The following is a 25,193-nucleotide window of genomic DNA, read 5'->3' as shown; positions in this document are numbered from 1 at the left end:
GCCCCATGGGCGAACGGTTTCGCGGGCATGTTCTTGCTTTTGCGGGATTACCCAATTTCTTGCGGTTCTGGCGCGTCGGGGACTAAGCGTTCTTTTGCGCGGCGCACCGAGGTTTCATGACGTTCGCCAAGCGACGGGAAGCGGTTGAGGGCCTCGGGCTGAGCGCGTTTGGGATCGACCGCATCGCCATCCGTCTGGTGCTGGCTGCGAAGCTCGCGACGCTTGTGAAACGTGAGCAGGATGATAACGATGCAGCAAACGGCGTTGATCGCGAACACCGTCACCATCTGCCAGTCCCCCACCGCTACGAGGGCGTAAACGACGGTGGAAAGATGCGATGCGGCGAAAAGGCTCCAGGTCCAATAAGAGACCGCAGTCGCACCGTTCGTATCCCGGATAATGGCTGCCATCTGAGGAAAATATGCGAGAACACGAACCGCGTTGAATGAAGTGAAGGCAAGGAGCGCCATTTCGATCCTGGTCATGGGAAACCTCGTGGACTCCGGGAAAGCACTCGATGGCCGCGGTTCGCCAGGCTTGGCCTGTCGGCGGTTCTCGACCGAGGACTCGGCTGGCCTGCATCGCCTCGCCCTTCGAGACCGCACTAAACGGCTGAACTACCGGCTCACCGTTGGAGAGCGCCTTGGATCGATGCTTGTTCCATCGGATCGGCCACCGGAGTGGCGGCGGGCTCGCTCACGAGAACCGTGGCGCCGTCCCGCACGATCTCGAAATCGAGAGATGGCTGGCCGACGGCTTGAGGCACGGAGATCATCATGCGTTGCCCCGGTCCGAGCGTGGAGACGAACCGCATCGGCACTGCATCGCCCGCGGAAGCCAGAGTTGCAACGACCCGGTAGCCGTCTTGCTCGACCGTGTAATAGACGGCACCTTTGACGTGGCCGAGGCGGATGCTGTGGCCGTTCCCCGGCCCAAGTTCCGAGGTTGCGGCGATGCCCGTGGTGGCGAGCAAGATCGCTGCAAATGCAGTAGAACATCTGACCATTGCCGTTTCCTCCGATTGGCGAGCTCATGGACTGCCTGGCAGTCCGTTCCAAACTCATGAGCTCATCCTGCACGCGGCAGCACCCGCGCACATCGGTACGGCCACCTAGTTTCCCGGCAGCTGATTTCCTAGTTTTCGCAAGCTTGCCTAGTTTTCACGGACTTGCCTAATTTTCACCGGCTTGCAGTGCGCCTGTCGGCGGCAAAAGCCAGGGCTCGCCGCGAAGGCGGAGCAGAATTTCCATCCGATTTGCTGCGTTGAATTTGCCGAGCACGGCGGAAACCTGGTGCTCGACTGTCCGCGGCGAGCGCGACAGGCGCCGTGCCGCCTCCTTGTTGCCCAGACCTTGAGCAATCATTGTGAGCACCTGTTGTTCTTGCCTCGTCAGGCCCAGTGGATGCTGCCTGGCCACTGTGTACGGCCCCCGACGCTGCTTCGGCAGCTGATTGGAAGCCCCGATGCGCTGCGCCAGCTTTCGCGCCAGCGCTGCGGCGGGGCGCGCTTCGACGCCTTCGAATGTGGTCACGGCGCGGGCCAGTGCCGCGCCGGCATCGTTTCCGCGAGCCTGCATAAGGGCGAGCGCTGACTCATAGGGAAGACCCAGGCGGGACCATTCGGCCGAGGCCGCCATCGGGTCGCCGCGGAGTTCCAAAGCTTGCGGCAAAGGAATACGGGCGATCGGCACCGGCAGGGATCCCGCCATTCCGCAGCGCTGCCACCAGACTGCCAGTTCGCCGATATCCCACGGGCGGAAATTGTCGAGGTCCATTTCGGCAAGCGCCGTCAGCGGCTCCCGGCCGGCGCCCGGCTCCTCGGCAAGCCAGGCAGCCTCGGCCAACGCCAAGCGAACTGGGATAACACGTTGAGCCTCGCCGGTCGTCAGACCCTCCTTGAGCGCCTGCTCCAGTAACGCCGGGCCATCAGGCTCACCCAGCCGGACCCTCACCCTGCCGAGTTCCGTCAGTGCCGGCAGGTGCATCACCATCGGCAGCCGCTCCAGATTCATGACGCCCTGGGCAATCGTTTCGGCTTCGCGAAAGCGCCCCTGCTCGGTGCGAAGCTGTGCCTGCCGGCCGAGCAGGTATTGCGCCGCCGAATCGAGGTCGTGCCTGGCGCAGTGGGCAATCCCTTCGGCGAGCAGCCGCTCGGCCAAGGCGAAGTCCTTGGCCACCACCGCGCATTCGGAGAAGTTCGTGTAGGCTCGCGACGCATGGTCGTGAAACCCGTGATCGAGCGCCAGGGCAAGGCTTTCCTCCAGCCGCTCGCGACCGCCCGGGCGGTCGGCGAACATCAGCGCTGTGCCGACATTGTTCAAGGCGTGGACGCGTGTCTCGACCTCACCAAACCGGTCCGCCAAGCTGATCGCGCGCTCGCCCCACTCGATCGCCTCGTCGAAGCGATAGTGCAGCATGTGCAGCTGCGAGCGCGTGCTGTAGGCCATTGCCAGCTCCGGTCCTGGCGGCAGGTTCTCCACTTCGCGCACGGCCTGATCCGCGTAGTCTTCCGCCTCCTGACCCTCTCCGCGGCGCCAGTGGAGACGCGACAGCCAGCGCAGATTGGCCCCGACCTTGTCGATGCGCCCAAGCTCCCGCCAGATCGCAATGGCGCGATGCCGTGCCTCGATGATTTCGTCGTAGACGAACTGTGACAGGCCCGCCTCGTAGGCCCAGTCTTCACAAAGCTGGGCAGCCAGCGCCGACGGAGCCTCTGAAACGTATCTGAGTGCGGTCGCCAGATGTGAAGCCGCCTCTCTATGCGCGCCCAGACGTGCGGCCTGGCCGGCGGCCTGCGGTGCAAGCTCCAGGACGCGTTCGCCGTTGTCGGCGCCTCCGGCATGGTGCACCCGTCGCGACAGCAGGGCGCTTGCCTGCGCCGCCGGAAGTTCGGAGAGTGCCGCTTCGACTTTCGCATGCAGCGACCGTTGGACCGACGGGGCGAGCCGGTCGAGCGTAGCTTCCCTGGCAAGCTCGTGGCGAAACGTCAGCGCGCCCTGAGCATCCCGCCGCAGCAATCCCCGTCCCACACACTGATCCACGAGAACTTCGGTCTCGTCTCCGAGAAGTGCCCGGATCAGCCACGGCTCAACGCTGCCCGGCATGATGCTCATGACCTCCAGCACCTCGCGCTCTCCCGGGGTCAGGCGCGCCAGGCGCGACCAGACTGCGTCGCGTATGGAATCGGGCACGCGCCCCGGTTCGGCCTCACTGCTGGACAGGAGTTCTGTTACGAAGAAGGGATTGCCCTCGGTGATGCGATAAAGCCCGTCGACGGAGCGGCCGGCCTGCTCGGCCAGCACCGTCACCGCCTGGGCCGACAGCGGTTCCAGCGTCACGCGGCGCACCGAGGCGGACGGAAGGTCGCCGAGCACGTGGGTGAGAGGATGATCGGCACTGATCTCGTCTCTGCGCATGCTGAGCACCAGCATCGTGCGAAGCAGGGAGACGCGGCGACCGAGGTATCTTACCAGGTCAAGTGTCGCATTGTCGGCCCAATGCATGTCCTCGAAAATGAGCACGGTCGTGCCCCTGGTGTGCTGAAGCGCGTTCAACAACGCCGGAAAAAGCCGCTCCGGCGCGGCGGTCTCCTCGAGCAGCGCCGCCACGCGGAGGTCTAGCAGGTGCGCCATGTCCTGAAGAGGACCGAGCGGACGGGGTGTGAAGAGCGCCTCGCACCAGCCCCACAGCATCCGGTAGTTCCCGTCAGCGCTTTCCGCGAATTCGCGCAGGAGGGAAGTCTTGCCTACGCCCGCTTCGCCGTCCACCAACACGGTGCCGCCGTGTCCGGCTGCAGCTCTCTCGGCCCTGGCCAATAAAATTCCAAGCGGCCCCTCTCGCTCAAGCAGCATAAAAGCTCACGCCTCCATAAGCTTCGAAGGTACAGCAGTAAGCCTCGAGTGCAACAACGTCATTTCATGCGGATTGATCGGCCTGACGGTTTTCGTCTATTTCGGCTCGAATCACATCCTGCACAGCCGCCAACTGCGCCAGGATACCCTGATACCGCCGCCGAGGAAAACCCGTCGGCTCAGGCGCTAAACGCTGCCTGGAGGCAGTTTGCTCGCATCGTGAAAGTGACTGCCGGCAGGCCAAGTCGCTTCGGCTGGTCTTCCCGCGGATCTGATCGACAGCCGGCAATCAGGATTGCGGAAGGATGACGACATTTTCGGCGTCCCAGAAGATTTCTGCCGTCTCACCCGGTTTCGGCAGGCTTGTGCGGGTACTCCGTTGGACCTGAACGCGAACGCGGGCGCCGTCAGCCAAGCAGATTGTATAGAACGACCTGCTGCCGATGAAGATGACATCCTCGACCCGCCCCATCGCCGATTGCGTGGTGTCGTTGTCCCTGTTGAAGCGGAAGGACTCCGGTCGGATTGAGACGATCACCTTGCCGCGCAATTCACCGGCGGGAACGATAGTGCTGTGAAAGCGGAGCCCCGATCCAGCGATGGCTGTTATGCCGGAAACGCCATCGTTTGCCAGTGTCGCCTCGAACAAATTGGTCTCGCCGAGGAATTTGGCGGCGAAAAGCGACTTTGGCGCTGCGTACATGATTTCGGGCCGGTCGATCTGTACGATGCGGCCCTTCTCCATGAGAACGACGCGATCCGAGAGGATCATCGCCTCGTCCTGGTCGTGCGTCACATAGACGAAGGTGGCGCCGGTCTCGGCGTGAATGCGCTTCATCTCGACCAGCATGTGCTGGCGGATCTTCAGATCGAGTGCGGCGAGCGGCTCGTCGAGCAGCAGGACTTTCGGACCGTTGACCAGCGCCCGGGCGAGCGCCACGCGCTGGCTCTGGCCGCCGCTCAACTCGGTAATGTAGCGGTTGGCGAAGCTGTCGAGCTGGACGATGTGCAGCATGCGCTGGACCCGCTCGCGGATTTCCGCCCTGGGCGTGCCCTTGACCTTGAGGCCGAAGGCGACGTTCTCGAAAACGTCGAGATGCGGAAAAAGCGCATAGCGCTGGAAGACCATGTTCACGGGCCGCCGCTCGGGCGGCTGGTCGGCACAATCCTTGCCATCGATCTTGACGGTACCCGCAGTCACTGTCTCGAAGCCTGCTATGAGCCGCATCAGGGTCGTCTTGCCGCAGCCGCTGGGACCAAGCAACGTGACGATCTCGCCCTGTTCGATGGACAGGTCTATGTCGCTCAGCGCCTGAAACGAGCCGAACATTTTCTGGGCCGCGGTGATCTCGATCACGGGCGGGCGGGTTGTCATGCCTGTCGATCCTTATGACACGGTGCGGCCGGCGACGGCCGATCTTCTGCGCAGATGGCCGATGAGCCAGGCAGCGAAGAGGATGGCGATGGAGAACACCAGCGCCAGCGTGGAGATGGCGTTGATGAGCGGCGTCACGGTGCGGCGCATCATCGACCAGATATACATGGGCAGCGTCGTCTCGGTGCCGGCGACGAAGGAGGTCACGACGAATTCGTCGAAAGACACGGCAAACGCCAGTATGGCCGAGGCGATCAATGTCGGTGCGATCAGAGGCAGCGTCACCTTGCCGAAGGTCTGCATCTGACTGGCGCCGAGGTCGCGCGATGCCTCCTCCAGCGATGGATCGAACAAAGCAAGCCTGGCGCGCATCGCCACGATCAGGATAGGCAGCGCCAGCACCACATGCGAGATGACGATGGTAACCGTCGAGAGCTGGACGCGGGCCTGCGCGAACAGCACCAGAAGCGAGACGCCGACAAAGAGGCCGGGCAGTGCGATCGGTGTCAGGCACAGCACCTCCAGCAGGGCGCGGCCCCGATGCCCCAGGCGAAGCCAGGCAAGCGAAGCCGCCGCTCCGAGGATCAGCGTGATCAACGCGGTGAAGCCGGCGACGGTGAGGCTCTTGACCAGGGCCGAGCCGAGCTGGGCATTGCCGAGCACATCGGCGTACCAGCGCAGGCTGAAGCCGGCAAAAGGAAAGGACAGCGAAGGGCTCGCGTGGAAAGAGAACAGAACGATGATCACCAGCGGCATCAACAGGAACGCCAGGATCGACCAGACCACCAGTTTGAGCAGCATCGCGTCAGCCCCCCGCTTTTCTTGCCGGCCGGCGCTTGACGATCAGGCCCGTTGCGCGCCCAAGCCCCATCACCGAGAGGTAGATGACGATCGACACCAGGAACATCAGGAAGGCCTGGGCGGCACCCAGCGGCCAGTTGCCGGTCTTGCGGAACTGATCGGCGATCAGCAGTCCCGTGGTCTGTCCCGACGAGCCGCCCAGCATCTGCGGCGTGACATAGTCGCCCGCAACCATGACGAAGGTCAGCATGAAGGCGCCGACCAGGCCGTTGGCGGCGTTTGGCGCGATGACGCGGAAGAAGGCGCCGAGCGGAGAGGCGCCGAGATCGCGCGCGGCATCAACAAGATCCTTCTTGATCTCGCTGAGCGAGGAGACCACCAGAAGGATGCAGAACGGCAGATAGATGTGGATCAGCGTAATGGCGACCGCAAAGCGGCTGAACAGGAACACCCCGACGGGGGTGTCGACGATGCCAGCCTGGATCAGAATGGTGTTGAGGACGCCGCTGGTGCCAAGCAAGGTGCGCCAGGCATAGATGCGGACCAGATAGCTGGAGAACCAGGTGATCAGGATAAGATAGAGGATGACCTGCGAGCGGCTGACATAGACGAGGTAGTAGCCCACGGGAATCGCCAGCACCAACGTGACCGATGCCGTGACCAGCCCGATCAGGATGGCGTTGATGGTCACCGTCCAGAACAATGGCGACATCAGCGAATTCAGATAGTTCGAAAACACGAAGTCCGGCACGATCCTGTACGAGGCCGCCGTCCAGAAACTGTAGACGAACAGAATCAGGCTCGGCACTACGAAAAACACGACCATGTACAGAACGGCGGGAGCCGCCAGCAGGCCGCCCATGCTAGAGCGCCGCGCATCCTTTTGGACGCGCAAAGGACGCTCTAACACTTTAAATCTACGCATCGTGCTTTCCGAAAATCGAGTGCGATTTTCGGGCCGATGCGGTAATTCTTGATGCCTTCATGGACCGATCCCACGCAAGAACGCGCTATCGGCAACAACGCCGATAGCCAATTCTCAATTCAACCTGTTGAAACGGGGAATATCTACATCCCTGCCTTGAATTCCTGCCACGCCGCGATCCAGTCGTCATAGGTGGCATGGGTGTCGGATGCCCGCGGCGGAATGCCGGGCAGGCCGGCTGCGAACATCGTGTCGATGGCGTCATAGTCGATGCGGCTGCGCGACTTCTCATCAAGCAGTGCGACCGCCTTCCTGGAAACCGGAGCCTGTACTACAGCCATGGCAACCTTGGCCTGCACCGCGGGATCGAGCGACTGGTTGATGAACGCGTGAGCGGCCTCGATATTGTCCGCCGAAACCGGAATGAACCAGGCGTCCACCCACAGGATCGGACCTTCCTTCGGCATCGCCATTTCGATCTTCATGTTCTGCTGGTCCGTCTGCGTGATGATCGAGGGATCGGCGCAAAGGGCTGCTACGACCTCGCCGGAAACCATGAGGTTGACAAGCTCACCCTGGTTGAGGGCGATGACGCGGGCCTGAGCACGGTATTTGGAGAATTCCTGGAAAGTCTTGCCGAGCTCGTCCTTGGTCAGCAGCGGATATTTGTCACCGAAGCCGGCAACGCGCGCAGCCACCGGCCAGGAACTTACCGTGTCGTCCATAATGGCGATCTTGCCCTTGAGCGAGGGATCGAGCAGGTCGGCATAGGATGCCGGCTTGGCCAGTTTGTCGGCATTGAACAGGATCGTATTGAAGCCCCAGATATAAGGCGATCCCCAATGTTGCCCGTCAGCGAACCATGTCGGCTGGTCGTAAAACTGGCCGAAGAGATCGTCGGCATTGTAGTTCGGCACTTTCGACATATCGATCGGATTTACGATCTTCATTTCCCTGATGTAGAGATCGGCATAGGCCTGATTGTATTCGGCCAGATCGATAGGCGGCGGGTTGCCGGCCACGAACTTTGCCTGCACGTCGTCCTGATTAGCGATCGACGTGGCCTCCACCGTCACGCCATTTGCCTTGCACCAGTCAGAAAGCTCGCTGGTCAAGTCATAGCCTTCCCAAGCCATGACCTGGAGTTCGCCGCCCGCAGCGGCCTGCGCCGGCAGCGAGGACAGTCTAAACAGGAATGCCCCGGCTCCCAGGCCGGCCATCCCGGCAAGAGCGGCTCTCCTGCTGATCGCCGATGTGAACAAGCACGAATTGGCTTCGTCTCCTGCTTTGCGCGTCATGGTGAGTTCCCCTTTTTGTTGGCAGCTTCGACAACCTTGCTTTACAGGATATTGGATACAATAATCATCGGAGTCAAACGAAATCGTCCTGCCGCTCAAGGCCTGGCTTTGATTTCCTTTTGAAGATTTCGTGGCGGATCGGGATATCGGACGCCTCGGACGCCGGTCCGCTCAAGGGGTTACGAGCGCTTGTATGGCAGTGGCTGACGCTTAACGTTTCATGCGCGTGCGAAAAGGCCGGCCGCCAATGTGACGAGCCCGAAATTGGGGTTGTGTCGCCGTCCGTTCGGGCGGCCACGATCCAGATCGAGCTGGAATTACTTCCCGGCTCCGCCAAGCAGGCCGTGCACAAATGCCTTTTGGAAGAGCAGATAGGTGACCATCACCGGAAGAAGCGAGATAAGCGTGGCTGCCATCAGCGGACCGTACTCGACCTGCAGGCTGCTGGCGAAGCCGGCTATCGTCGCCGTGACAGGCGTCGCTTTGTCACTCGTCGTCAAGGTGATGGCAAAAAGCAGGTCGTTCCAGATGGCGCGGCTCTGGATGATCGCAAGCGCAGCGAGACCTGATCCCGACGCCGGAAGCAGAAGCCGCCAGAAGTAACCTGCCGGAGTGCAGCCGTCGATCAGCGCCGCCTCATACATCGACCTCGGTACCGAGGCGAAGAAATTGCGCATGAAGAAGGTGCAGAAGGGAACGCTGTAGGCGGTGTGCACCAGCCACATGCCGGGAATGCTGTCGTAAAGACCGATCGACCTGATCAGAAAGAATAAAGGAATCTGAACGATCTGGAACGGCACGAGCATGCCCGTCAGCAGGAAAAAATAGACCGCCCGTCCGCCGGCTCCGCGCATATAGGCAAGCGGATAGCCTGAGATCGCGCCGACCAGCAGCGAGAAGATCACCGATGGCACCGTGATCGCAATCGAGTTCAGGAAGCTTCGCCCCATCCGATCGTAAGCGATGGCGTAATTCTGGAAGTAGAGCTCGTTCGGCAACGCGATCACCCGCGTTATTTCGGATGGCGATTTGAGCGACGTCAGGAATGCGACGACCAAGGGCGCGGCGAATATCACCGCTGCCGCCACCAGGATCGAAAAGGGCAACGCCGTGCGCCTGGCAACCGCTGTGTTCATGCTATTCCGCCTCGGCGTTCTGGACGCGTTTTGCCAGTTGGTGGATGTAAGGCATGATGATGACGCCAGCGATCACGAGAAGGTAGACTGAGATCGCACTGGCACGGCCCATTTCGAACCTGCCGAAGGCAGTATCGTACATCTGCGTGGCGAGTACCTCGGATGCGTATGCGGGGCCGCCATTGGTCATCGCCCAGACGATGTCGAACAAGCGCATCGCGTCGACCGCTGCCATGCCGAGGACGACGATCGTCGAGGGCCACAGAAGCGGGAAGCTGACCTTCCAGAACACCTGCCAGGGCGTCGCGCCCTCGATCCTCGCGGCCTCTATGTACTCCACCGGAATATTGCGAAGGCCGGCGAAGAACACCAGGAAGGCGAAACCGGTCGTCCACCACAGCATCGAACCCATGAGCGCGAAATTGACGATCGAAGGGTCGCCCAGCCAGTTCTGGGCCAGGCCGCCCAGCCCGATCGACTGGAGGATCGTCGTCAGCAGGCCGCTGGTCGGCTCATACATCCAGCGCCAAATCGCAGCCACGGCAACGGCCGGGATGGTGAAAGGCAGGAAGAAGACGACCCGGAAGACCGACTCGCCTCTCATGCCCCTGTCGAGCAGGGCCGCCAGGAGCAGGCCGAGGCTTGTCGGTCCAAGCAAGAGGAAGACGAGCCAAGAAATGTTGTTGAGGACGGCGTGGTAGAAGCGCGACTGGTGAAGCAGCACGACGTAGTTCCGCAGCCCTACATATTTCGGCGTGGGCGAGAAACCATCCCAACTGTGAAGCGACAAATTAAATGTGGAAATGATGGGATAGACATAGAAAACAGCAAAAAGGGTCACGGGGAGCGACAAGAAGATTGCCTGCGTCATCCCTGCGGTCTGAAACTTCCGGCGTATGAGTTGGAAGTTGGGCATGTCGAATTGTCTCTTGTGAGCTGATGCCGCGCGGTCAAGGAGGAAGTCGGGCCGGCATGGTCGGCCCGACCCGGAGATCACCACTTCAGGTAAGCACCCTCCGCCTGGGCTTCCTGCCGGAGGCTCTCAAGCGTCGAGATCAACTCGCTCTCATTTGCATCGGAAGGGTCGATCGCGAATTTCTCGAGCTGGACGCCGAGTTCGGTGCCGACTTTCGTCGGCAGTAGGAAGAACAGGTTCGGCAGCACCGCGTTGGTCTTCGACGCATCCGCCAGCTGCTCGGCGAATTTCGCGCCGACGGCACCATAGATCGACGGATCGACGGTCACGTTTGGCGCGAGCGAGCCTTTCGGGACAGCAAAGGCTGCCTGGCCTTCTGCCGACGCCGCCGAGATGACGAATTTCTCAGCGGTTTCGAGCGTGTCGGCCGGACCTTCCGGAACGGCAAAGGCATCCATCTGGAAGATGGCCTTGCCCTCCGTGCCAGGCGCTGGAAACACGTCAAACTTCTCAACGGGTGCGAAACCCGCCTGTTTGAAATAGGCCGCCGCCCAGGCGCCCATCATGAACATCCCGGTATTGCCGTTGACGACATCGTCGGCTGTCTGGGTCCAGGTCTTGCCGCTCCAGTTCTTGGCGTAGCACTTGACCATGGTATCGCGATAAAGCTCGATAGCCTTGCGGAATTCCGGGCTGTCGAAGCCAAGCTCGCCGCTCGCGATCTTGTAGTAGCCCTCGGTGCCAACGGTGGAGACGAGCGGCGCGTAGAAATTGTACAGGCTCCAGAATGGGCCTCCTGCATTGCCCAGGGGCTCGACGCCGGCAGCACGCAGCTTGTCGCAAACGGCGACCAGGCCCTCATAGTCGTTGGGAGGCTGAAGCCCGGCCTTTTCGAAGATCGCCTTGCTGTAGAAGATGTTGTTGATCAGCGACAAATCATAGGGGATGCCATAGGGCTTGCCGTCGACCTTGACGACGCGCTGCACGCCCTCCGGGAAAATCTCGTCGCCCTTGATTTTCGCCCAGGTCTCCGAAAGATCATGGAGCTTGCCGCTGTCGACGAAGGTCTTGAGTTCGAACGCCATCGAGCTCTGATATGCGGCCGGCGGCGTGTCTCCCATGAAGGCAGTCTGCAATTGGCGACGCATTTCAACCGCGTTGCCCGGGATCACCTTGCCTACGATCTGATTGTCGGGATTCTGTTTGTTGGCGAAAGCGATCAAGGCTTCGATGCCGGCCTTTTCAGATCCGGCCGCATAATAATGCCAAAGCTCCTTCGGACCGTCGGCCCTGGCCGCTGATGCGCCGGCGAGCACGCCAAGCGCCACGCCGATCCACTTCAAGTTACGCATTGTTCTACCCTCTGTTGAGCCGAGCGTTGGTGTCCTCGGCATATATTCTGTAAACAAGAAAAACCTACCTCCAAAAATCGACAGACGTCAACAGATTGCGCGCAAAATATCCGAATCGTCGAATGCGATCGACCAGAGATTTGGCCTACATCTTTGTTTTACCTTAGCTTTTTTGAAACATGGGATTCGATGACTGCCCGGAGATTGACAATGCGGTTGATCTCCTCGTATCAATTATTCTCATAACAAGAAAAATATCGGAGCGAGGCTTGGGCAAGTCGTACATCAGGCATTTCAATGCCAATGCGATCTTTCACAGGATACGCATCGAGCCCAACGTTTCGCAGCGCGATATCGTTGCAAGGACGGGCATCGACAAGTCGGTCGTTTCCTCGATTATCAATCAATTCAGTGAGTTGGGCCTGGTCGAACGCAATCCTGTAGCGACCAGCAACAAACCTGGCCGCCCCATGGAAGGTCTTACCATTTCTCCTGAAAGCGGTCTGATCGTCGGCGTCCAGATCGAGGCGGACACAATCGGCTATGTCGCTGCCGCGCTCGACGGAATCCCCCTATCCTCGAGGGCCCAGGCCTTCGACGGAAAGCTCGACGGGGTCGCCGATCTCGTCGCCCAAGGAGTCAAGGAAATCGTCGCGGAATGCGGCCGCACCAGCGACACGCTCGGTGTCGGCATTTCGCTCCCGGGCCTCCTCACCGACGAAGGCGTGCTGCTTCACGCACCCGTCCTTGGATGGCGCGGGGTCCCGGTGGTGGATATGTTCTCCGAGGCACTCGATGCGCCCATTTTCGCGGGCAATGACGGCAAGGCCGCCGCTATGGCGGAATACATGTTCGGCGAATGCATCGACATCAAGGATTTCATCTACCTGTTTTCGGGCTCGGGTGTCGGCGGCGCCCTGTTCCTTGACGGCAACATTTATCGCGGCGCCAGCGGACTGGCGGGCGAACTGGGGCACATCAAGGTTGTCCCGCAGGGCCGCTATTGTTCGTGCGGCGCCTCGGGTTGCCTTTCGCCTTATCTTTCCGAGCCCGGGCTGGCAGAGGAGATCGACAGGCTGACCGGGAATCGGCCATCCTCGTTCAAGGACATTATGGAGCGCGCCGACGCCAATGACGAAGTGGTTGTCGGCGTGCTCGACAATGCCGGCGCCGTCCTCGGTTCGGCGATTTCCAGTCTCGTGAACATCTTCAATCCGCCGCTGGTTTGCCTCGGCGGCGATATGGCGAGCGCCGAGCCCTATCTGCGGCCGGCGGTCGAGCGCGCGATGCAACGACTGGCGCATCCTTCGATGTCGGTTCAGACCAAGGTCATTTTCTCGCAACTGTCGACCGTCAGCCCGTTTCTCGGCGGTGTCGCGCTCGCGCTCGATGGTGTCACCGGTCTCGACTCCCCCCACGTGCTTCCGTGAATTCAGCTCAGGTCAGTTCGAAAGTCAGAGAATGCGCATAGCTATTGTCGGCCTCTCCATCGAGATCATGCTCGCCTCCCCGGTCCCGACCACATGGGACGCAATACAGCACTACACCGGCAAGGACATGTCCGAAGGCGATGTCTGGATGGTCCGAGGCATGCTGGCGCGCATGGCGGAAGATAGCGACGTCGAGGCGGTGCCGTTGTACTGGGCCACTGCGTTGCCCGGCGGCCCGCTCGAATTGTCGGCATACCGAGAGGTCAAGGACAAGACGCTCGCGCTCATCAGCACACACGGTCCGTTCGATGGGATGCTGATCGCCAATCATGGCGCGTTGGAAGTCCAGGGGCTGGACGTCGACGCAGATACCGATTTCATCCGTGCCATCAGGAATGCCCTCGGACCGGATGTGCCGATCGGACTGTCGCTTGATCTGCATGGCGACATGACTCCGGAACTTCTCGACGCATCAACGGTGATCAGCGTTCTGCGCACCGCGCCACACCGTGACGACAGGCAGACGGGGTACCGGGCGGCAGACCAGCTTATCCGGGTCATCCGAACCGGTATCACGCCCAAGAAATCCGTCGTCAGCCTGCCGATCCTCGTCCCTGGCGAGACTGCGGTCACGGCACTGGAGCCCGCGAAAAGCCTCTACGGCGCGCTGCCGGAATACGACAGCGTGCCGGGCATGATGGAAGCAAACATCCTTGTCGGGTTCGCGTGGAACGACAGGCCGTGGACCGCCGTGTCGGCGATTGCGGTAAGCGATGGCGATGCCGAGGTCGCGCGTGCACAGGCGACACGATTGGCGCAGGCGATATGGGCCAGACGCGCCGAATTCGATCTCAAGATGGAGACTGCGGAGGTTCGCCACGGGTTGCGGCTCGCGGTCGAATGTCCCGAGCGTCCCGTTTTCGTATCCGATTCCGGAGACAACACGACGGCGGGTGCGGCCGGAGACCTGACGCTTGTATTGCAGGCGGCGCTTGCAGACGAGCTGGTCAGCGACATCGTGGTCGCTGGCATTACCGCTCCCGAAACCGTCCGCAGGCTCGTCCAGGCCGGGGTCGGCTCGACGGTCGAGATCGAGTTGGGAAGCGAGCACCTTTCCCGCCCGAAGACGGCGTATCGCGTGAGCGTGCTCGTCGAGGCATGCGGAGAGGAATTGGTGCTGCCGGGGTTCCAACCATACCGGTCCAGGGAAGGCGCCTGGGCCAAGGTTCGCAGCGGCAACGTCATTGCAACATTCCATGCCAATGCCATCGGCATAACCACGCCGCACCATTTCCTGGCAATGGACATCGATCCGACAGGGCACAACGCGTATGTCGTCAAGCTTGGCTATCTTCACCCGCAACTCGAGGACATCTGCGCCCGGCATATCCTCTTGCTCAGCGACGGCACCTCGCAACTGAACATGGCGCGGCTCCAATGGAACGTTTTGCCGCGTCCAACCTACCCTCTCGACAAGGATTTTGCCTGGGACGCGCAGGCCCGAATCTACGGCGATTGATCTCCCTCGCAGTCGATTTTCATTGTTCTTGCACCGACACGAAAAAAAGGACGCCAAATGACCATATCCCTCACCTCCGTTCGGTTGCCGGACTTCGGCTCCCTCGGCGAAAAGCCGGACATTCCCGTTGAAATATACGATGCGCGCGCCCGCGCTGCCTACGACAAGGCGGGATGCGACTGGCTGGCGGTCTATGCGGACCGGGAGCATTTCGGCAACGTCGCTTTCCTGAGCGGTTTCGAACCGCGCTTCGAAGAAGCCTTCCTCCTGCTTGGGCCAAACGACAAGCGCGTGCTTCTCACGGGCAACGAGTGCGAGAGCTACGCGCCGCTGGCGCGTCTGCCCGGGATGAGCGTGCTTCTGGCCCAGACATTGAGCCTCATGGCGCAGGATCGCTCTCGCTTCCCTCGCTTTTCCGACCGTCTCGGCGATGCTGGAATGCAAGCCGGCGACACCGTAGGGCTGGTGGGCTGGAAATATCTCGAACCGTTCGAGGACGAAGCTCCCGAAACGGCCTTTTTCGTTCCCGCGGTCCACGTGCAGGCGTTCCAGCGAGCAGTTGGCGCTTCCGGCGGATTGCGGGACGTAACCCATATCCTGATGCATCCTGAAAACGGCATCGCCGTCACCATCGACGCCGATCAGATCGCGGCGTTCGAATGGGCAGCATCACGCAGCTCGTTGGCAATGTGGCGGATTGTTTCGGGAGTGCGGGAGGGCGACAGCGAGTTCGATGCGGTTGCGCGCATGGGCTATGCCGGAGACCCGCTGAACGTCCACACCATGTTCGCATCGGCCAGCAAGGGCGAGCCGGTGATTGGCCTGCGAAGTGCAACGGGCCGCAAGCTCAGGCGGGGCGACGGCGTGACGACCGCGGTCGGACATTGGGGCGGCCTTTCCTCCCGGGCAGGCCTTCTCGATCGTGCCAATAGCGAATTTCTCGCCATCGCCAAAGGCTACTTCCAGGGCTTGATCTCCTGGTATGAGACGGCCGCGATCGGTGTCGAGGGCGGCACTCTTCATGAGGCTGTGACATCGACGCTCGCGAAAGCGAAGCTGAGGCCGGCGCTGAACCCGGGGCATCTCGGCGGCTACGAGGAATGGACGCACAGCCCGATCCGGCCAGGATCCACGGATCGTATCCGCTCGGGCATGCATTTCCAGGTCGATATCATCCCGACGCCGATCGCCGACGGCTGGGCGCTGAACTGCGAGGACGCGGTCGTGCTTGCCGATGAGGCGCTTCGGGCCGAGCTGGAGACCAAACATCCGGCGGTCTTCAAGCGCATGGCGGCACGCCGCGACTTCATGAAAGACAGGCTCGGTGTCGAACTGCGGCCGGACATCCTGCCGCTTTCCTCGACACCGCTTTATTTCGCGCCTTTCTGGCTCGAGAGCGACAACGTCCTCGTCCGCGATAGATAGCCCTGAGATCCAGCACCGGAGGGTCCGATGGCCGCCATCAAGCTGAACAACGTCGTGAAGGCCTATGGAGGCGTTCAGACCGTCCACGGGATCGATCTCGCGATCAAGGATCATGAATTCGTGGTCCTTGTCGGCCCCTCTGGCTGCGGAAAGTCCACCACGCTGCGCATGATCGCGGGATTGGAGACGATAACGGATGGCGAGATCAAAATCGGCGAGCGGCGGGTCAACGACCTGTTGCCGGGAGAGCGCGACATCGCCATGGTTTTCCAGAATTACGCGCTCTACCCGCATCTCTCGGTAGAGGACAACATCACGTTCGGGTTGCGTTTGAAGAAGACGCCGCGCGGCGAAATCCAGACGCGACTGGCCGAGACCGCCCGGATCCTGGATATCGAACATCTGCTCAAACGCAAGCCAAGACAACTCTCCGGGGGACAGCGCCAGCGCGTTGCCATGGGCCGCGCGATGATCAGGAATCCGGCGGTCTTTCTTTTCGACGAGCCACTCTCGAACCTCGACGCCAAACTCCGCGTCCAGATGCGTGCCGAGATTAAACAGATCCACGAAGCGGTGCCGACCACGACCGTCTATGTCACCCATGATCAGATCGAGGCGATGACGCTTGCCGACAGGGTCGTGGTGATGAATGCCGGCAGGATCGAGCAGATAGCGCCGCCTCAGGAACTATATCTGAGGCCCGCAACCAAGTTCGTGGCCGGATTTATCGGATCGCCGGGCATGAATTTCGTCAGCGCGACGCTCGAACGAAACGACGATCGATTCAGCGGCGTCCTGTCCGATGGCACACGCCTCGAACTGCCGAGTAGCGTCTCCAGATTCGCCGATGTGGCGGGACAGATTGTTGATCTCGGCATCCGGCCCGAACATCTTTCGCCCACCCCCAAAGGCGGCCAGTCTGGAAACAGGATCAGCGCCGCTGCGGAGCTCGTCGAACCTCTTGGAATGGACACGCTCGTTCACTTCACCATCGCTGGCACGAAGGCGGTTGCGCGTGTACCGCCCGATGGTTCCTTGCGACGAGGAAGCGAACTTCCCCTCTTTGTCGACCCGCAAGACATCTATGTCTTCGACCGCCAAAGCGGCAGCACTCTGTACGGTGAATAAGGGAACTGTGAACGCGACCGGAATCGAAAAATCCGGGACAGGATCAGCTGGCTGCTTCGCCCCGCTTCAGTTGGCTGACGATCTCATCGGCCGCATCGGCGACATGCTTCTTGAGCAGCCTCGACGTTTCGACCGCGTCACGCCGGCGATAGGCTTCAAAAATGTCACGATGCTCCTGCAGCGCTTTGGTCTGCGCCTTCAACGGTTCGATCTGCAGGCGCAGATAGCGATCCGCCGAACTGTAGAGCGTTTGAAGCACCGCCATCGAGCGCGGTCGCATCGACGGTTCGAGCAGCGCCGTGTGAAAGGCCCAGTTGAGACGGCTGAGCTCCTTCGGATCGCCCCTGGCGATAGCAGCCTCGTAATCCTGAAGCGCCCGCTCGGCATTGGCGATGTCCTGATTGGACAGGCGCGCTATGGCCTTTTTGACGAGGAACGGTTCCAGCAGAAGCCGTGCGTCGAACAGGTCGATCGCATCGTCAGCCGATAAATCGGAAACGACTGCGCCACGATGCGTCCTGATGACGACAAGACCTTCGGCTTCCAGTTGCAGAAGCGCCTCGCGCACCGGGATCCGGCTGACGCCCAACTCGGCCGCGATCGCTTCCTGGCGGATCTGATGGCCGCCGGGATAATCGCCGCCAATAATTTTGGCGGCTATATATTCCGCCACCATCGCGGTTACGGTCTGGCGCTGCAACAGAGGCTTCGGCGGTGTCGGCATAGCAGGCGCTTTCAGAATCGTTCTACTTGTCGCAGGATCGTATCCAATATTTCCTTGAGGTCCAATGTCGGCATCGCATCAACGCTGATCCGCATATTCTGCCGCCTCTGGCGACAGCGGCGCGCGCCCGCGCACGCGGTCCACAAGCTTTTCCGCGATCATCATCGTCGGGCAGTGCAAATTGCCGCTGGTGATACGCGGCATGACCGACGCATCGATGACACGCAATCCCTCGGTCTCGTGCACCTTTCCGTTGGCGTCGACCACCGACATGTCGTCGACGCCCATACGGCAGGTCGAGCAGGGGTGGTATTGCGTGCCGAGGTTTTCCTTTAGCCAGGCAAGCACTTCGGCATCGGGCATCGTTCTGATCCCAGGCGTCAAGGCTTGCCCGCGCATGCCGTCCCAGGCGCGCTGCTGGATGATCTCGTCGGTGTGACGCACGCCGTCGATCAGATCCCGCTGGTCTTGCGGATGCGCGAGGTAATTGGAAACGATCGACGGATGCATCCGCGGGTCAGCTGATTTCAGCGTAACGGCGCCCCGGCTCTTCGGTCGCATCAGGCATGTCTGGTATTGGAACCCCTCCTCGATATTGACCTTGCCGTGCATAAGTTCGCCCAGCATCGGCAAAAACTCGTGTTGGATGTTGGCATAATCGGCAGCCGCACTGCTCCTGAAGAACGTGCCGACTTCCCAAAGATTTGTCACACCGAGCCCGGAACGCAGGAACAGCCATTGCGCGCCGATCAGGCCCATCTTGAACATGTTCAGGTCCATGGCGGGCGAGACGCCCCGACGCGATGCCCTGTAACGCACCGAAACGGCGACATGGTCGACCAGCCCCTTGCCGACCCCGGGCACGTCTGCGACCGACTTGATGCCCAGACTGCCCAGTTCGTCTGAGCGACCGACGCCCGACAGCAGCAAAAGCTGCGGCGAGTTGAAGGCGCCGCCGCACAGCACCACTTCGCGTCCGGCTTCGACGGTGTGGACGGCGCCATCCGTCTCGTAGGTAACGCCGACCGCGCGCTTGCCGTCGAAATTGACCCGATGCACCAGCGCGTTGAGCTTCAGCTCGACATTGCCCTTGCGCATGGCAGGCCTGAGATAGGCCCTGCCGCCGCTCGCCCGCACACCCCTGTCGATGTTCGCCTGGTAAATATGGACGCCTTCCTGGCGATAGGCATTGTAGTCGGGATTGATTGGATGACCCGCCTGTTGACCAGCCTCGAGAAACGCCTTGAAGACCGGCAGATCGCCTTTGAGCGTCGTGACCGCGATTGGCCCGTCGCCGCCCCGATAGGCATTGGCGCCCTTGTCGTAAGTCTCCAGCCTCTTGAAATAGGGCAGGCAATGCGCATACGACCAATCCGGCAGACCGTCCTGCGCCCAGCCGTCGAAATCGCGCGGATTGCCGCGGACATAGACCATGCCGTTGAGCGACCCGGAGCCGCCCAGCATCTTGCCCCTGACATGCGTGATCATGCGCTCGCCGAGCGCGGCCTCCGGTCCCGTCTCGAAACTCCAGATCCGGCGCTGGTCGGTCAGCGGGTAGGACATGGCGGCCGGCATTCGAACGTAGATGGAATTGTCGCTCGGGCCGGCCTCCAGCACCAGCACCCGAACGCTCTTGTCCTCGCCTAGCCTGGCGGCGACGATCGAACCGGCGGCACCTGCCCCGACGACGATGTAGTCATACGCCTTGGAAGCCATGTCGAACTTACCTTCACTTGCACCTGGGCGATTGTTTCGGGCCAGGCTGAATTCCTATGTCGCCCACCAGATGCTTTTGGTCCGGGAATACTGGTCGAGCGAATGAATGCCTTTGTCCTTGCCGCCGAAGCCGGACGTCTTGAAGCCGCCGAACGGAGTCGTGCAATCGCCCTCGCAGAAGGCGTTAATCGCCACGAAACCCGCGTCGAGCGTAGCCGATGCCTCGCCAATTGCGTCTGGATCGTCGCCGAAGACATAGGCACTCAGGCCATATTGCGTGTCATTGGCGCTGCGAACGGCATCATCCAATTCATCGTAGAACCTGACGGACAAAACCGGCCCGAAAATTTCCTCTCTCCAGGCATCGGCATTTTCGGCGACGTCGAAGAACACCACCGGCTTTGTCAGGCGTGGCGACGCGCCCGTGATTTCGGCTGCCGACTCGCTGAAATCATTGTTGCGCCGCTTCTCAGTGTCGATGGCGTGATGGACCTTGGCCGCATGGACGTCGCTGACCAGCGGCCCGATGCGCGTGGCCGGATCGAAAGGATCGCCGATCGGCCATTCCTTCATTTTCGCGGCAAGCATGTCGCGAAGATCGGCTTCCAGCGTGCGCGGCGCGAGAACCCTCGATATCGACGAACAGAGCTGGCCGGAATTCATCAGAAAGCCGGCTGAAATTTCGTCTGCGAAACGGTCGAGCGATTTGACATCGGGCAGGATGATGGCAGGATTCTTGCCGCCGCATTCCAGCGAAATTTCCTTCAGGTTCGAATCGGCCGAATAGTGCAGAAAGCGCCGTCCGGTAGCGGTCGAGCCGGTGAAGTTGATCGCCGACACATCGCCATGCAGGCCCAGCGCCTTTCCGGCAACCGCGCCGGTGCCGGGCACGACATTGATGACGCCAGCCGGGAAACCCGCTTCGATCGCCAATTCCGCCAGCCGCAGCGTGGTGAGCGGCGTATCGTCGGCCGGCTTGCAGACGACCGTGTTGCCGGCGGCCAGCGCCGGGCCGATCTTCAGCGCCAGCGTGGTCAGCGGGTAATTCCAGGGCAGGACGATGCCGACCACGCCTTGCGGCTCGCGCACGATCTGGCTGAGCACGCCCTTGCGACGGGCAGGGCTGAGATCGTAGGCGGTTTCGGTCAGGCTGGCATACCAGCGCAGCACGCCGATCGTCGTCGGCACATCGTCATTGTAGGAATGCAGGATCGGCTTGCCGACGTCGAGGCTTTCGAGAAGCGCCAATTCGAGCCGATTTTTTTCGATGGCGTCCGCCAGCGCACGGATCAACGCCGCACGCCCTTCGTGCCCAATCCCGCCCCAATCCGCCTTCAGCGCCGTACGGGCAGCCTGCACCGCGAGATCTACCTGCCTCTCGCTGGCAAAGGCGACCTCGCTGATCGTCTCCCCGTCGCGGGGAGACATGATGTTTGCGATCTCGGAGCCGCCGTCGCGTGAAAAGCCGCCGCCGATCCAGGACGTGTCCAGCCGGCGCGCCATATCGCGGACCTGCTTCAGATCGGGCACGCCGAACATTGGAACTTTATCCATACAGTCCATCCCTGACACATCGGCTGCGGCTTAGAAGCGCAACCGACGCGGAGCTTTGCCCCTCGACCCAGACGTTCGCGTGAGATCAGGCAGCCCGGCGTGACTGCATCTGCTTGAGCTGTTCGATCGTTGCGGTGATCGTGGCGATGACGCGCTCGCGCTCCTCGCCGGCCAGCGGCAGTCGCGGCGCCCTGGTCCATTCGGGCGCGCCGTAGACGAGGTGCTCGGCCATTTTGATGTATTGAACGAGCTTCACATGCGTATCGAGGTGGAAGGACGGCGTCATGACGCGATAGAGGTCGCGTGCCCCGGCAAAATTCCCGGCCGCGCACAGGGTGAAAATCTGGACGCATTCCTTCGGCCAGGCATTGGTCATGCCCGAAACCCAGCCCGTAGCGCCGAGCGACATGCTCTCGACGATCTGGTCGTCGACGCCGCAAAAGATATCGAAGCGATTGCCCAGCGCGATGAACATGTCGGTGACCCGGCGCACGTCGCCGGTCTCTTCCTTGACCGCCACGATGGTCGGGCAATCAGCCAGCACCTCGAGGATGGCGGGCGTGACGTCGACGCCATAGGCGATTGGGTTGTTGTAAATCATGATCGGCAGGTCGCTGGCGCCGGCGATCGCCTTGTACCATTCCGCCGTCTCGCGCGGGTCGGTCTTGTAGCCGAGGCTCGGGAACACCATCAGCCCTTCGGCGCCGTAATCCTGGAATTTGCGCGCGCCAGCGACCGCGCCTGCGGTCGAAATCTCGGCCAAGCCGGAGAGAAGCGGAACGCGGCCGGCAACGGCTTCCTTCGCGGCCCGGATGACGGCTTCCTTCTCCTGCGGCAGCAGCGAGGCATTCTCGCCGAGCATCGGCAGCACGATGATGCCGGAAACGCCATTGTCGATCAGACGGTTGATGCTTGCCTTCGTCGCTTCGAGATTGATCGAACCGTCCTGGTCGAGCTTGGTCGTAACCGCCGGGAATACCCCCTGCCAATGCGTCATCGTCTGGTCTCTCCTTGGACTCACATTTCGCAATAATGTATCCAATCTACAATATTCTATCTGAAAGTCCACCCTGAAATCGACCTTGCGGCAACGCCTATACGGGCATGTCATGCCACCGGAACGGGCGGATTTCCCTCGAAGCGCGGCACGGACACACGCACCCCCTCTTGTGCCGAACGCCTGACGGCCAGTGCCGTGGCAAGCGAGGCGACCCCGTCCCAGCCCGTCGCCGCCGGTTGTTCGCCATGAAGCACTGCCGCGTCGAACTGGGCGATCGTGGTGGCGTAGAGGTTGGCGGTCTCGACCGGGATTTCCGTCATCTCGGTGCCGCGGCGAAGATAGACCTGACCGGACGGCGCCTCATCCAGGATGCCCCGGCCATAGATCGACCCCTCGGTGCCATGGATCTCAAGCGCGGTCTCGTGATGGGCGAAGACCTGGCCCTCATGCATGTAGGCTATCAAGCCGGAAGCGAAATTGACGATGGATTGCACCTGGTCCTCCACGCCATTCTCGCCGATCAGGCTGCTCGCCTTCATCGACATGACCTCGACCGGCTCGTCCGCAAGGACGAAGCGCAGAACGTCGACATTGTGCACGGTCAGGTCGTAGATGACCCCGCCCTGTTCCTTGTCCTTCGTGCGCCAGGTCTGCAATTCCTTGGGCAGGTATTCACAATACATCACACGTGCGGCAAGCGGCCGGCCGATCTGGCCTGTTTGCACCAGGTCGCGGATGGCCCTGTGCGTCGCCGCGCCACGCATATGATGGTTTGTCGCCAGGACTATGCCGGCGCTGTCGCAGGCCCTGGCCATCTTGACGGCATCATATAGCGTCAGCCCCAGCGGCTTTTCGCAAAGCACGTGCAGGCCGGCTGCCGCAGCCTCGAGCGTGTCGTCGCAATGCCTGTCATTGTTCGTCGAGACGTAGACCGCGTCGAGCGCGGTTTCGGCAAGAAGGGATTTGAGGCTTGTCGCGGATACCGGTATCCCGAGATCGTTGGCGAATGCACGGCCGCGCTCCGCACTCCTGCTGACAACGGCCACCAAATCCGCATCCGGCACGGACTGGATCGCCTTGGCGACCCAAGAGCGGGCGATCTGGCTTGCTCCCACGATCGCCCAGCGGACCTTGCCCGCATCTCGACGCGCGCGGCTGGCGGCCGGCGCCACTTGGGATGTCTCAGTCATCTCAGTCATGGAGTTCCCTCGAAATCGCCGGACCAACCGAAAAATCACTGAATGTCACTTCGAAACCTTCGCGTTGCGGCGAGCAGCACATCATGCCGACATCGATCGTTTTCGAGGGCGGGAAATAGGCAAGCCGCACCGGCTTCCAGTGGCCGTCGGACGCATCGAGATATTGAACGCGGATCGCTTCGGCGTGCCGGGTCAAGCGAATCCTGACGCCGTCCGGACTTGCCGGAATGCTGACCAGCGACCAGTCGGAAGCGTCGTTGGTGACGACGACGGAGAAGTACATCAGCCCGTCGGTGTACTCGATGCCGGCCTTGACCCAGTGCGTCTCGCTCAACCGGACCATCAATCCGGCCTGGTCGTAGAGCACTTTGTAGTCGCCCTTGACCGTGACCTCGGCGCTGAAGTCGCCTTCGACCTGGCGATAGAGGAAATGACCGCTGTCCCGCCAGAAATCGTAGAATGTCTCGCGCCAGAAATCGGTCTCCTTGCCGGTGTGCACATTTAAAGTGTTGCCGGAAAACGCGTGGTGTGGTGGCGGGTTGAGCCAGGTCAGGTCGGTATTCTTTGATTTCGTCATCGGTTTGCTTGCCTGTCCGGTTCGTGTTGCGTGATGGGTCTTGCGCAGTTTGATTAGCCGGCGAAGTTTCTGCGGTTACCTGAACCAGGTGTCCGACAGGCGATAGCCCTCCGGGAAGGGATCCTCCGGATCAACCCCGTAGTGGCTCACTCCGGTCAGCCAGGCGCGCCCGGAGATCTCCGTCACCACCGCGGGCACATTGCCCGTCGTGGCCGTTCCAACGATGCGGCAATCGAAGACGGTGTCGAGTATCGAGGTATGCCGGAATTTCTCGCCCACAGCGAGATCGCCGCGTGCGTGCAGCAATGCCATGCGCGCGGAGGTTCCCGTACCGCAGGGGCAACGGTCGAGCCGGCCGGGAGAGACGACAACAGCATTCTTCGAGGTCTTCACGCCATCGACGACCCGCAGCGGACCGGCAAACTCGGTCTGGTTGATGGTGTTGATCGACGGGTTTTCCGGATGGATCGAGGGAAGCTGTTCGGCGGCGGCGGCCTTGATGCGCTCGCCGAGCTCGATCAGGTCGCGCGCCTCGTCGCGGGCCAGCGTCACGCCGACATCCTCGGCATCGACAATGCAGTAGATCATGCCGCCATAGGCGACGTCGACCCGCAGCGAACCGATCCCGGGCACGTCGACCATCCGGTCGCGATGCATGACGAAGGACGGGATGTTGCGGAACGTGATGCGGCGGCATTTGCCACCACTGCAGTCCGCCGTCACCTCGACCAGGCCGGCCGGCGTATCCACCCTGACAATGGTCTCAGCGCCGCGCATCGGGATCATGCCCGCCTCGAGGGCGACCGTGACCGTGCAGATCAGGTTCGACCCCGACATCGGCACGAAATAATCCGACTCCATGACGATCATGCCGATATCGGCATCGGCGCGTATCGGCGGCGTGATCAGGTTGACGGCTGCATTGACGCTGCCGCGCGGGTCGAACAGCAGCATGTTGCGGAGCCATGCGCTATCGCGTTCCAGGGCCTCCATGCGCTCGAACATCGTGGCACCGGGCGGCGTCAGGACGCCGCCGGTGATCACCCGGCCCACCTCGCCTTCGGCATGGGCCCCGACGACCGTGATGACGCGATCCAGGTTCATTGGCTTCTATCCTCAGGTCCAGGTTTGTCGACGATCATCACGCGCCCGGCATGCTTCTGTTCGCAAGCGATCTACGTATTGCATCCAATATATTGGATTATTGCGGCGATGATTTTTTGTCAATGCGCTCATCGAAAAGAGTTGGCGTCCGGCATTCAGGCCG

The 25,193-nt window shown here is 61.5% G+C and carries 21 protein-coding genes; 4 read left to right on the top strand and 17 right to left on the bottom strand.

Annotation, left to right across the window (positions count from 1 at the left end):
• Positions 1–47 precede the first annotated feature (47 nt).
• The 10 genes from NKH73_RS21290 to NKH73_RS21245 all read right to left on the bottom strand — a co-directional run bounded on the left by NKH73_RS21290 (position 48) and on the right by NKH73_RS21245 (position 11,654).
• Positions 48–485, bottom strand: a complete 438-nt coding sequence (locus NKH73_RS21290; RefSeq protein ID WP_352935885.1) for a hypothetical protein — start codon at positions 483–485, stop codon at positions 48–50.
• Between the two features lie 140 nt (positions 486–625).
• The gene (locus NKH73_RS21285; RefSeq protein ID WP_352935882.1) at positions 626–1,006 is read right to left on the bottom strand and encodes a hypothetical protein; all 381 of its coding nucleotides are present in this window, start codon (positions 1,004–1,006) and stop codon (positions 626–628) included.
• A gap of 166 nt (positions 1,007–1,172) precedes the next feature.
• Positions 1,173–3,851: an ATP-binding protein gene (locus NKH73_RS21280; protein ID WP_352935879.1), complete on the bottom strand. Its 2,679-nt coding sequence runs from the start codon at positions 3,849–3,851 to the stop codon at positions 1,173–1,175.
• Between the two features lie 289 nt (positions 3,852–4,140).
• Positions 4,141–5,226, bottom strand: a complete 1,086-nt coding sequence (locus NKH73_RS21275; RefSeq protein ID WP_352935876.1) for an ABC transporter ATP-binding protein — start codon at positions 5,224–5,226, stop codon at positions 4,141–4,143.
• Between the two features lie 12 nt (positions 5,227–5,238).
• A complete protein-coding gene (locus NKH73_RS21270; protein WP_352935873.1) occupies positions 5,239–6,027 on the bottom strand; it encodes an ABC transporter permease in 789 nt (262 codons plus the stop codon).
• A 4-nt stretch (positions 6,028–6,031) separates the two neighbouring features.
• On the bottom strand, positions 6,032–6,889 hold the full coding sequence (locus NKH73_RS21265) for an ABC transporter permease (protein ID WP_352935870.1): 858 nt from the start codon (positions 6,887–6,889) through the stop codon (positions 6,032–6,034).
• Positions 6,890–7,095: 206 nt separating this feature from the next.
• Complete coding sequence (locus NKH73_RS21260) at positions 7,096–8,250, bottom strand: ABC transporter substrate-binding protein (RefSeq protein ID WP_352935868.1); 1,155 nt, start codon at positions 8,248–8,250, stop codon at positions 7,096–7,098.
• A gap of 317 nt (positions 8,251–8,567) precedes the next feature.
• Positions 8,568–9,386, bottom strand: coding sequence for a carbohydrate ABC transporter permease (locus NKH73_RS21255; protein ID WP_352935865.1), 819 nt, complete (start codon positions 9,384–9,386; stop codon positions 8,568–8,570).
• 1 nt (position 9,387) lies between these two features.
• Entirely contained in the window at positions 9,388–10,110 is a 723-nt protein-coding gene (locus tag NKH73_RS21250; RefSeq protein ID WP_352935863.1) for a carbohydrate ABC transporter permease, read from the bottom strand.
• 269 nt (positions 10,111–10,379) lie between these two features.
• Positions 10,380–11,654 carry an ABC transporter substrate-binding protein gene (locus NKH73_RS21245; protein ID WP_352935860.1) on the bottom strand — a complete coding sequence of 425 codons (1,275 nt, stop codon included), beginning with the start codon at positions 11,652–11,654 and terminating at the stop codon, positions 10,380–10,382.
• Positions 11,655–11,923: 269 nt separating this feature from the next.
• Between NKH73_RS21245 and NKH73_RS21240 the strand changes: the two genes are divergently transcribed.
• From NKH73_RS21240 to NKH73_RS21225, 4 genes are read left to right on the top strand one after another with little or no spacing between them, the layout of a single operon-like run.
• Positions 11,924–13,084 (top strand): ROK family protein, encoded by a 1,161-nt coding sequence (locus NKH73_RS21240; protein ID WP_352935857.1) that lies wholly within the window; start codon positions 11,924–11,926, stop codon positions 13,082–13,084.
• 31 nt (positions 13,085–13,115) lie between these two features.
• Positions 13,116–14,603 (top strand): M81 family metallopeptidase, encoded by a 1,488-nt coding sequence (locus NKH73_RS21235; protein ID WP_352935854.1) that lies wholly within the window; start codon positions 13,116–13,118, stop codon positions 14,601–14,603.
• Between the two features lie 57 nt (positions 14,604–14,660).
• Positions 14,661–16,028 carry a Xaa-Pro aminopeptidase gene (locus NKH73_RS21230; protein WP_352935851.1) on the top strand — a complete coding sequence of 456 codons (1,368 nt, stop codon included), beginning with the start codon at positions 14,661–14,663 and terminating at the stop codon, positions 16,026–16,028.
• Between the two features lie 27 nt (positions 16,029–16,055).
• Entirely contained in the window at positions 16,056–17,156 is a 1,101-nt protein-coding gene (locus NKH73_RS21225; RefSeq protein WP_352935849.1) for an ABC transporter ATP-binding protein, read from the top strand.
• 43 nt (positions 17,157–17,199) lie between these two features.
• Here NKH73_RS21225 and NKH73_RS21220 read toward each other — a convergent pair whose 3' ends face one another.
• The 7 genes from NKH73_RS21220 to NKH73_RS21190 all read right to left on the bottom strand — a co-directional run bounded on the left by NKH73_RS21220 (position 17,200) and on the right by NKH73_RS21190 (position 25,030).
• Positions 17,200–17,856 (bottom strand): GntR family transcriptional regulator, encoded by a 657-nt coding sequence (locus tag NKH73_RS21220; RefSeq protein WP_352935846.1) that lies wholly within the window; start codon positions 17,854–17,856, stop codon positions 17,200–17,202.
• Between the two features lie 102 nt (positions 17,857–17,958).
• Entirely contained in the window at positions 17,959–19,596 is a 1,638-nt protein-coding gene (locus NKH73_RS21215; protein ID WP_352935843.1) for a choline dehydrogenase, read from the bottom strand.
• Positions 19,597–19,650: 54 nt separating this feature from the next.
• On the bottom strand, positions 19,651–21,150 hold the full coding sequence (locus tag NKH73_RS21210; protein WP_352935840.1) for an aldehyde dehydrogenase family protein: 1,500 nt from the start codon (positions 21,148–21,150) through the stop codon (positions 19,651–19,653).
• Between the two features lie 85 nt (positions 21,151–21,235).
• Positions 21,236–22,147, bottom strand: coding sequence for a dihydrodipicolinate synthase family protein (locus NKH73_RS21205; protein WP_352935837.1), 912 nt, complete (start codon positions 22,145–22,147; stop codon positions 21,236–21,238).
• Between the two features lie 110 nt (positions 22,148–22,257).
• A complete protein-coding gene (locus NKH73_RS21200) occupies positions 22,258–23,349 on the bottom strand; it encodes a Gfo/Idh/MocA family protein (RefSeq protein ID WP_352935833.1) in 1,092 nt (363 codons plus the stop codon).
• A complete protein-coding gene (locus NKH73_RS21195) occupies positions 23,342–23,926 on the bottom strand; it encodes a DUF1349 domain-containing protein (protein ID WP_352935830.1) in 585 nt (194 codons plus the stop codon). Before NKH73_RS21195 ends, NKH73_RS21200 begins: the two co-directional genes overlap by 8 nt.
• A gap of 75 nt (positions 23,927–24,001) precedes the next feature.
• Entirely contained in the window at positions 24,002–25,030 is a 1,029-nt protein-coding gene (locus NKH73_RS21190) for a proline racemase family protein (RefSeq protein ID WP_352935827.1), read from the bottom strand.
• Positions 25,031–25,193 lie beyond the last annotated feature (163 nt).

The sequence above is a fragment of the Mesorhizobium sp. M0938 genome, from assembly GCF_040319125.1.
Lineage (GTDB): Bacteria > Pseudomonadota > Alphaproteobacteria > Rhizobiales > Rhizobiaceae > Mesorhizobium > Mesorhizobium robiniae.
Note: the sequence above shows the minus strand (reverse complement) of the source record. Positions and strands in the feature narration are given on the sequence as shown.

Coding starts and splice junctions, on each gene's coding strand:
- NKH73_RS21255 (WP_352935865.1), bottom strand. CDS start 9,386: ATGAACACAGCGGTTGCCAGGCGCACGGCGTTGCCCTTTTCGATCCTG.
- NKH73_RS21190 (WP_352935827.1), bottom strand. CDS start 25,030: ATGAACCTGGATCGCGTCATCACGGTCGTCGGGGCCCATGCCGAAGGC.
- NKH73_RS21270 (WP_352935873.1), bottom strand. CDS start 6,027: ATGCTGCTCAAACTGGTGGTCTGGTCGATCCTGGCGTTCCTGTTGATG.
- NKH73_RS21265 (WP_352935870.1), bottom strand. CDS start 6,889: ATGGGCGGCCTGCTGGCGGCTCCCGCCGTTCTGTACATGGTCGTGTTT.
- NKH73_RS21245 (WP_352935860.1), bottom strand. CDS start 11,654: ATGCGTAACTTGAAGTGGATCGGCGTGGCGCTTGGCGTGCTCGCCGGC.
- NKH73_RS21210 (WP_352935840.1), bottom strand. CDS start 21,150: ATGGATAAAGTTCCAATGTTCGGCGTGCCCGATCTGAAGCAGGTCCGC.
- NKH73_RS21225 (WP_352935849.1), top strand. CDS start 16,056: ATGGCCGCCATCAAGCTGAACAACGTCGTGAAGGCCTATGGAGGCGTT.
- NKH73_RS21275 (WP_352935876.1), bottom strand. CDS start 5,226: ATGACAACCCGCCCGCCCGTGATCGAGATCACCGCGGCCCAGAAAATG.
- NKH73_RS21215 (WP_352935843.1), bottom strand. CDS start 19,596: ATGGCTTCCAAGGCGTATGACTACATCGTCGTCGGGGCAGGTGCCGCC.
- NKH73_RS21200 (WP_352935833.1), bottom strand. CDS start 23,349: ATGACTGAGATGACTGAGACATCCCAAGTGGCGCCGGCCGCCAGCCGC.
- NKH73_RS21285 (WP_352935882.1), bottom strand. CDS start 1,006: ATGGTCAGATGTTCTACTGCATTTGCAGCGATCTTGCTCGCCACCACG.
- NKH73_RS21260 (WP_352935868.1), bottom strand. CDS start 8,250: ATGACGCGCAAAGCAGGAGACGAAGCCAATTCGTGCTTGTTCACATCG.
- NKH73_RS21205 (WP_352935837.1), bottom strand. CDS start 22,147: ATGACGCATTGGCAGGGGGTATTCCCGGCGGTTACGACCAAGCTCGAC.
- NKH73_RS21230 (WP_352935851.1), top strand. CDS start 14,661: ATGACCATATCCCTCACCTCCGTTCGGTTGCCGGACTTCGGCTCCCTC.
- NKH73_RS21290 (WP_352935885.1), bottom strand. CDS start 485: ATGACCAGGATCGAAATGGCGCTCCTTGCCTTCACTTCATTCAACGCG.
- NKH73_RS21280 (WP_352935879.1), bottom strand. CDS start 3,851: ATGCTGCTTGAGCGAGAGGGGCCGCTTGGAATTTTATTGGCCAGGGCC.
- NKH73_RS21235 (WP_352935854.1), top strand. CDS start 13,116: ATGCGCATAGCTATTGTCGGCCTCTCCATCGAGATCATGCTCGCCTCC.
- NKH73_RS21195 (WP_352935830.1), bottom strand. CDS start 23,926: ATGACGAAATCAAAGAATACCGACCTGACCTGGCTCAACCCGCCACCA.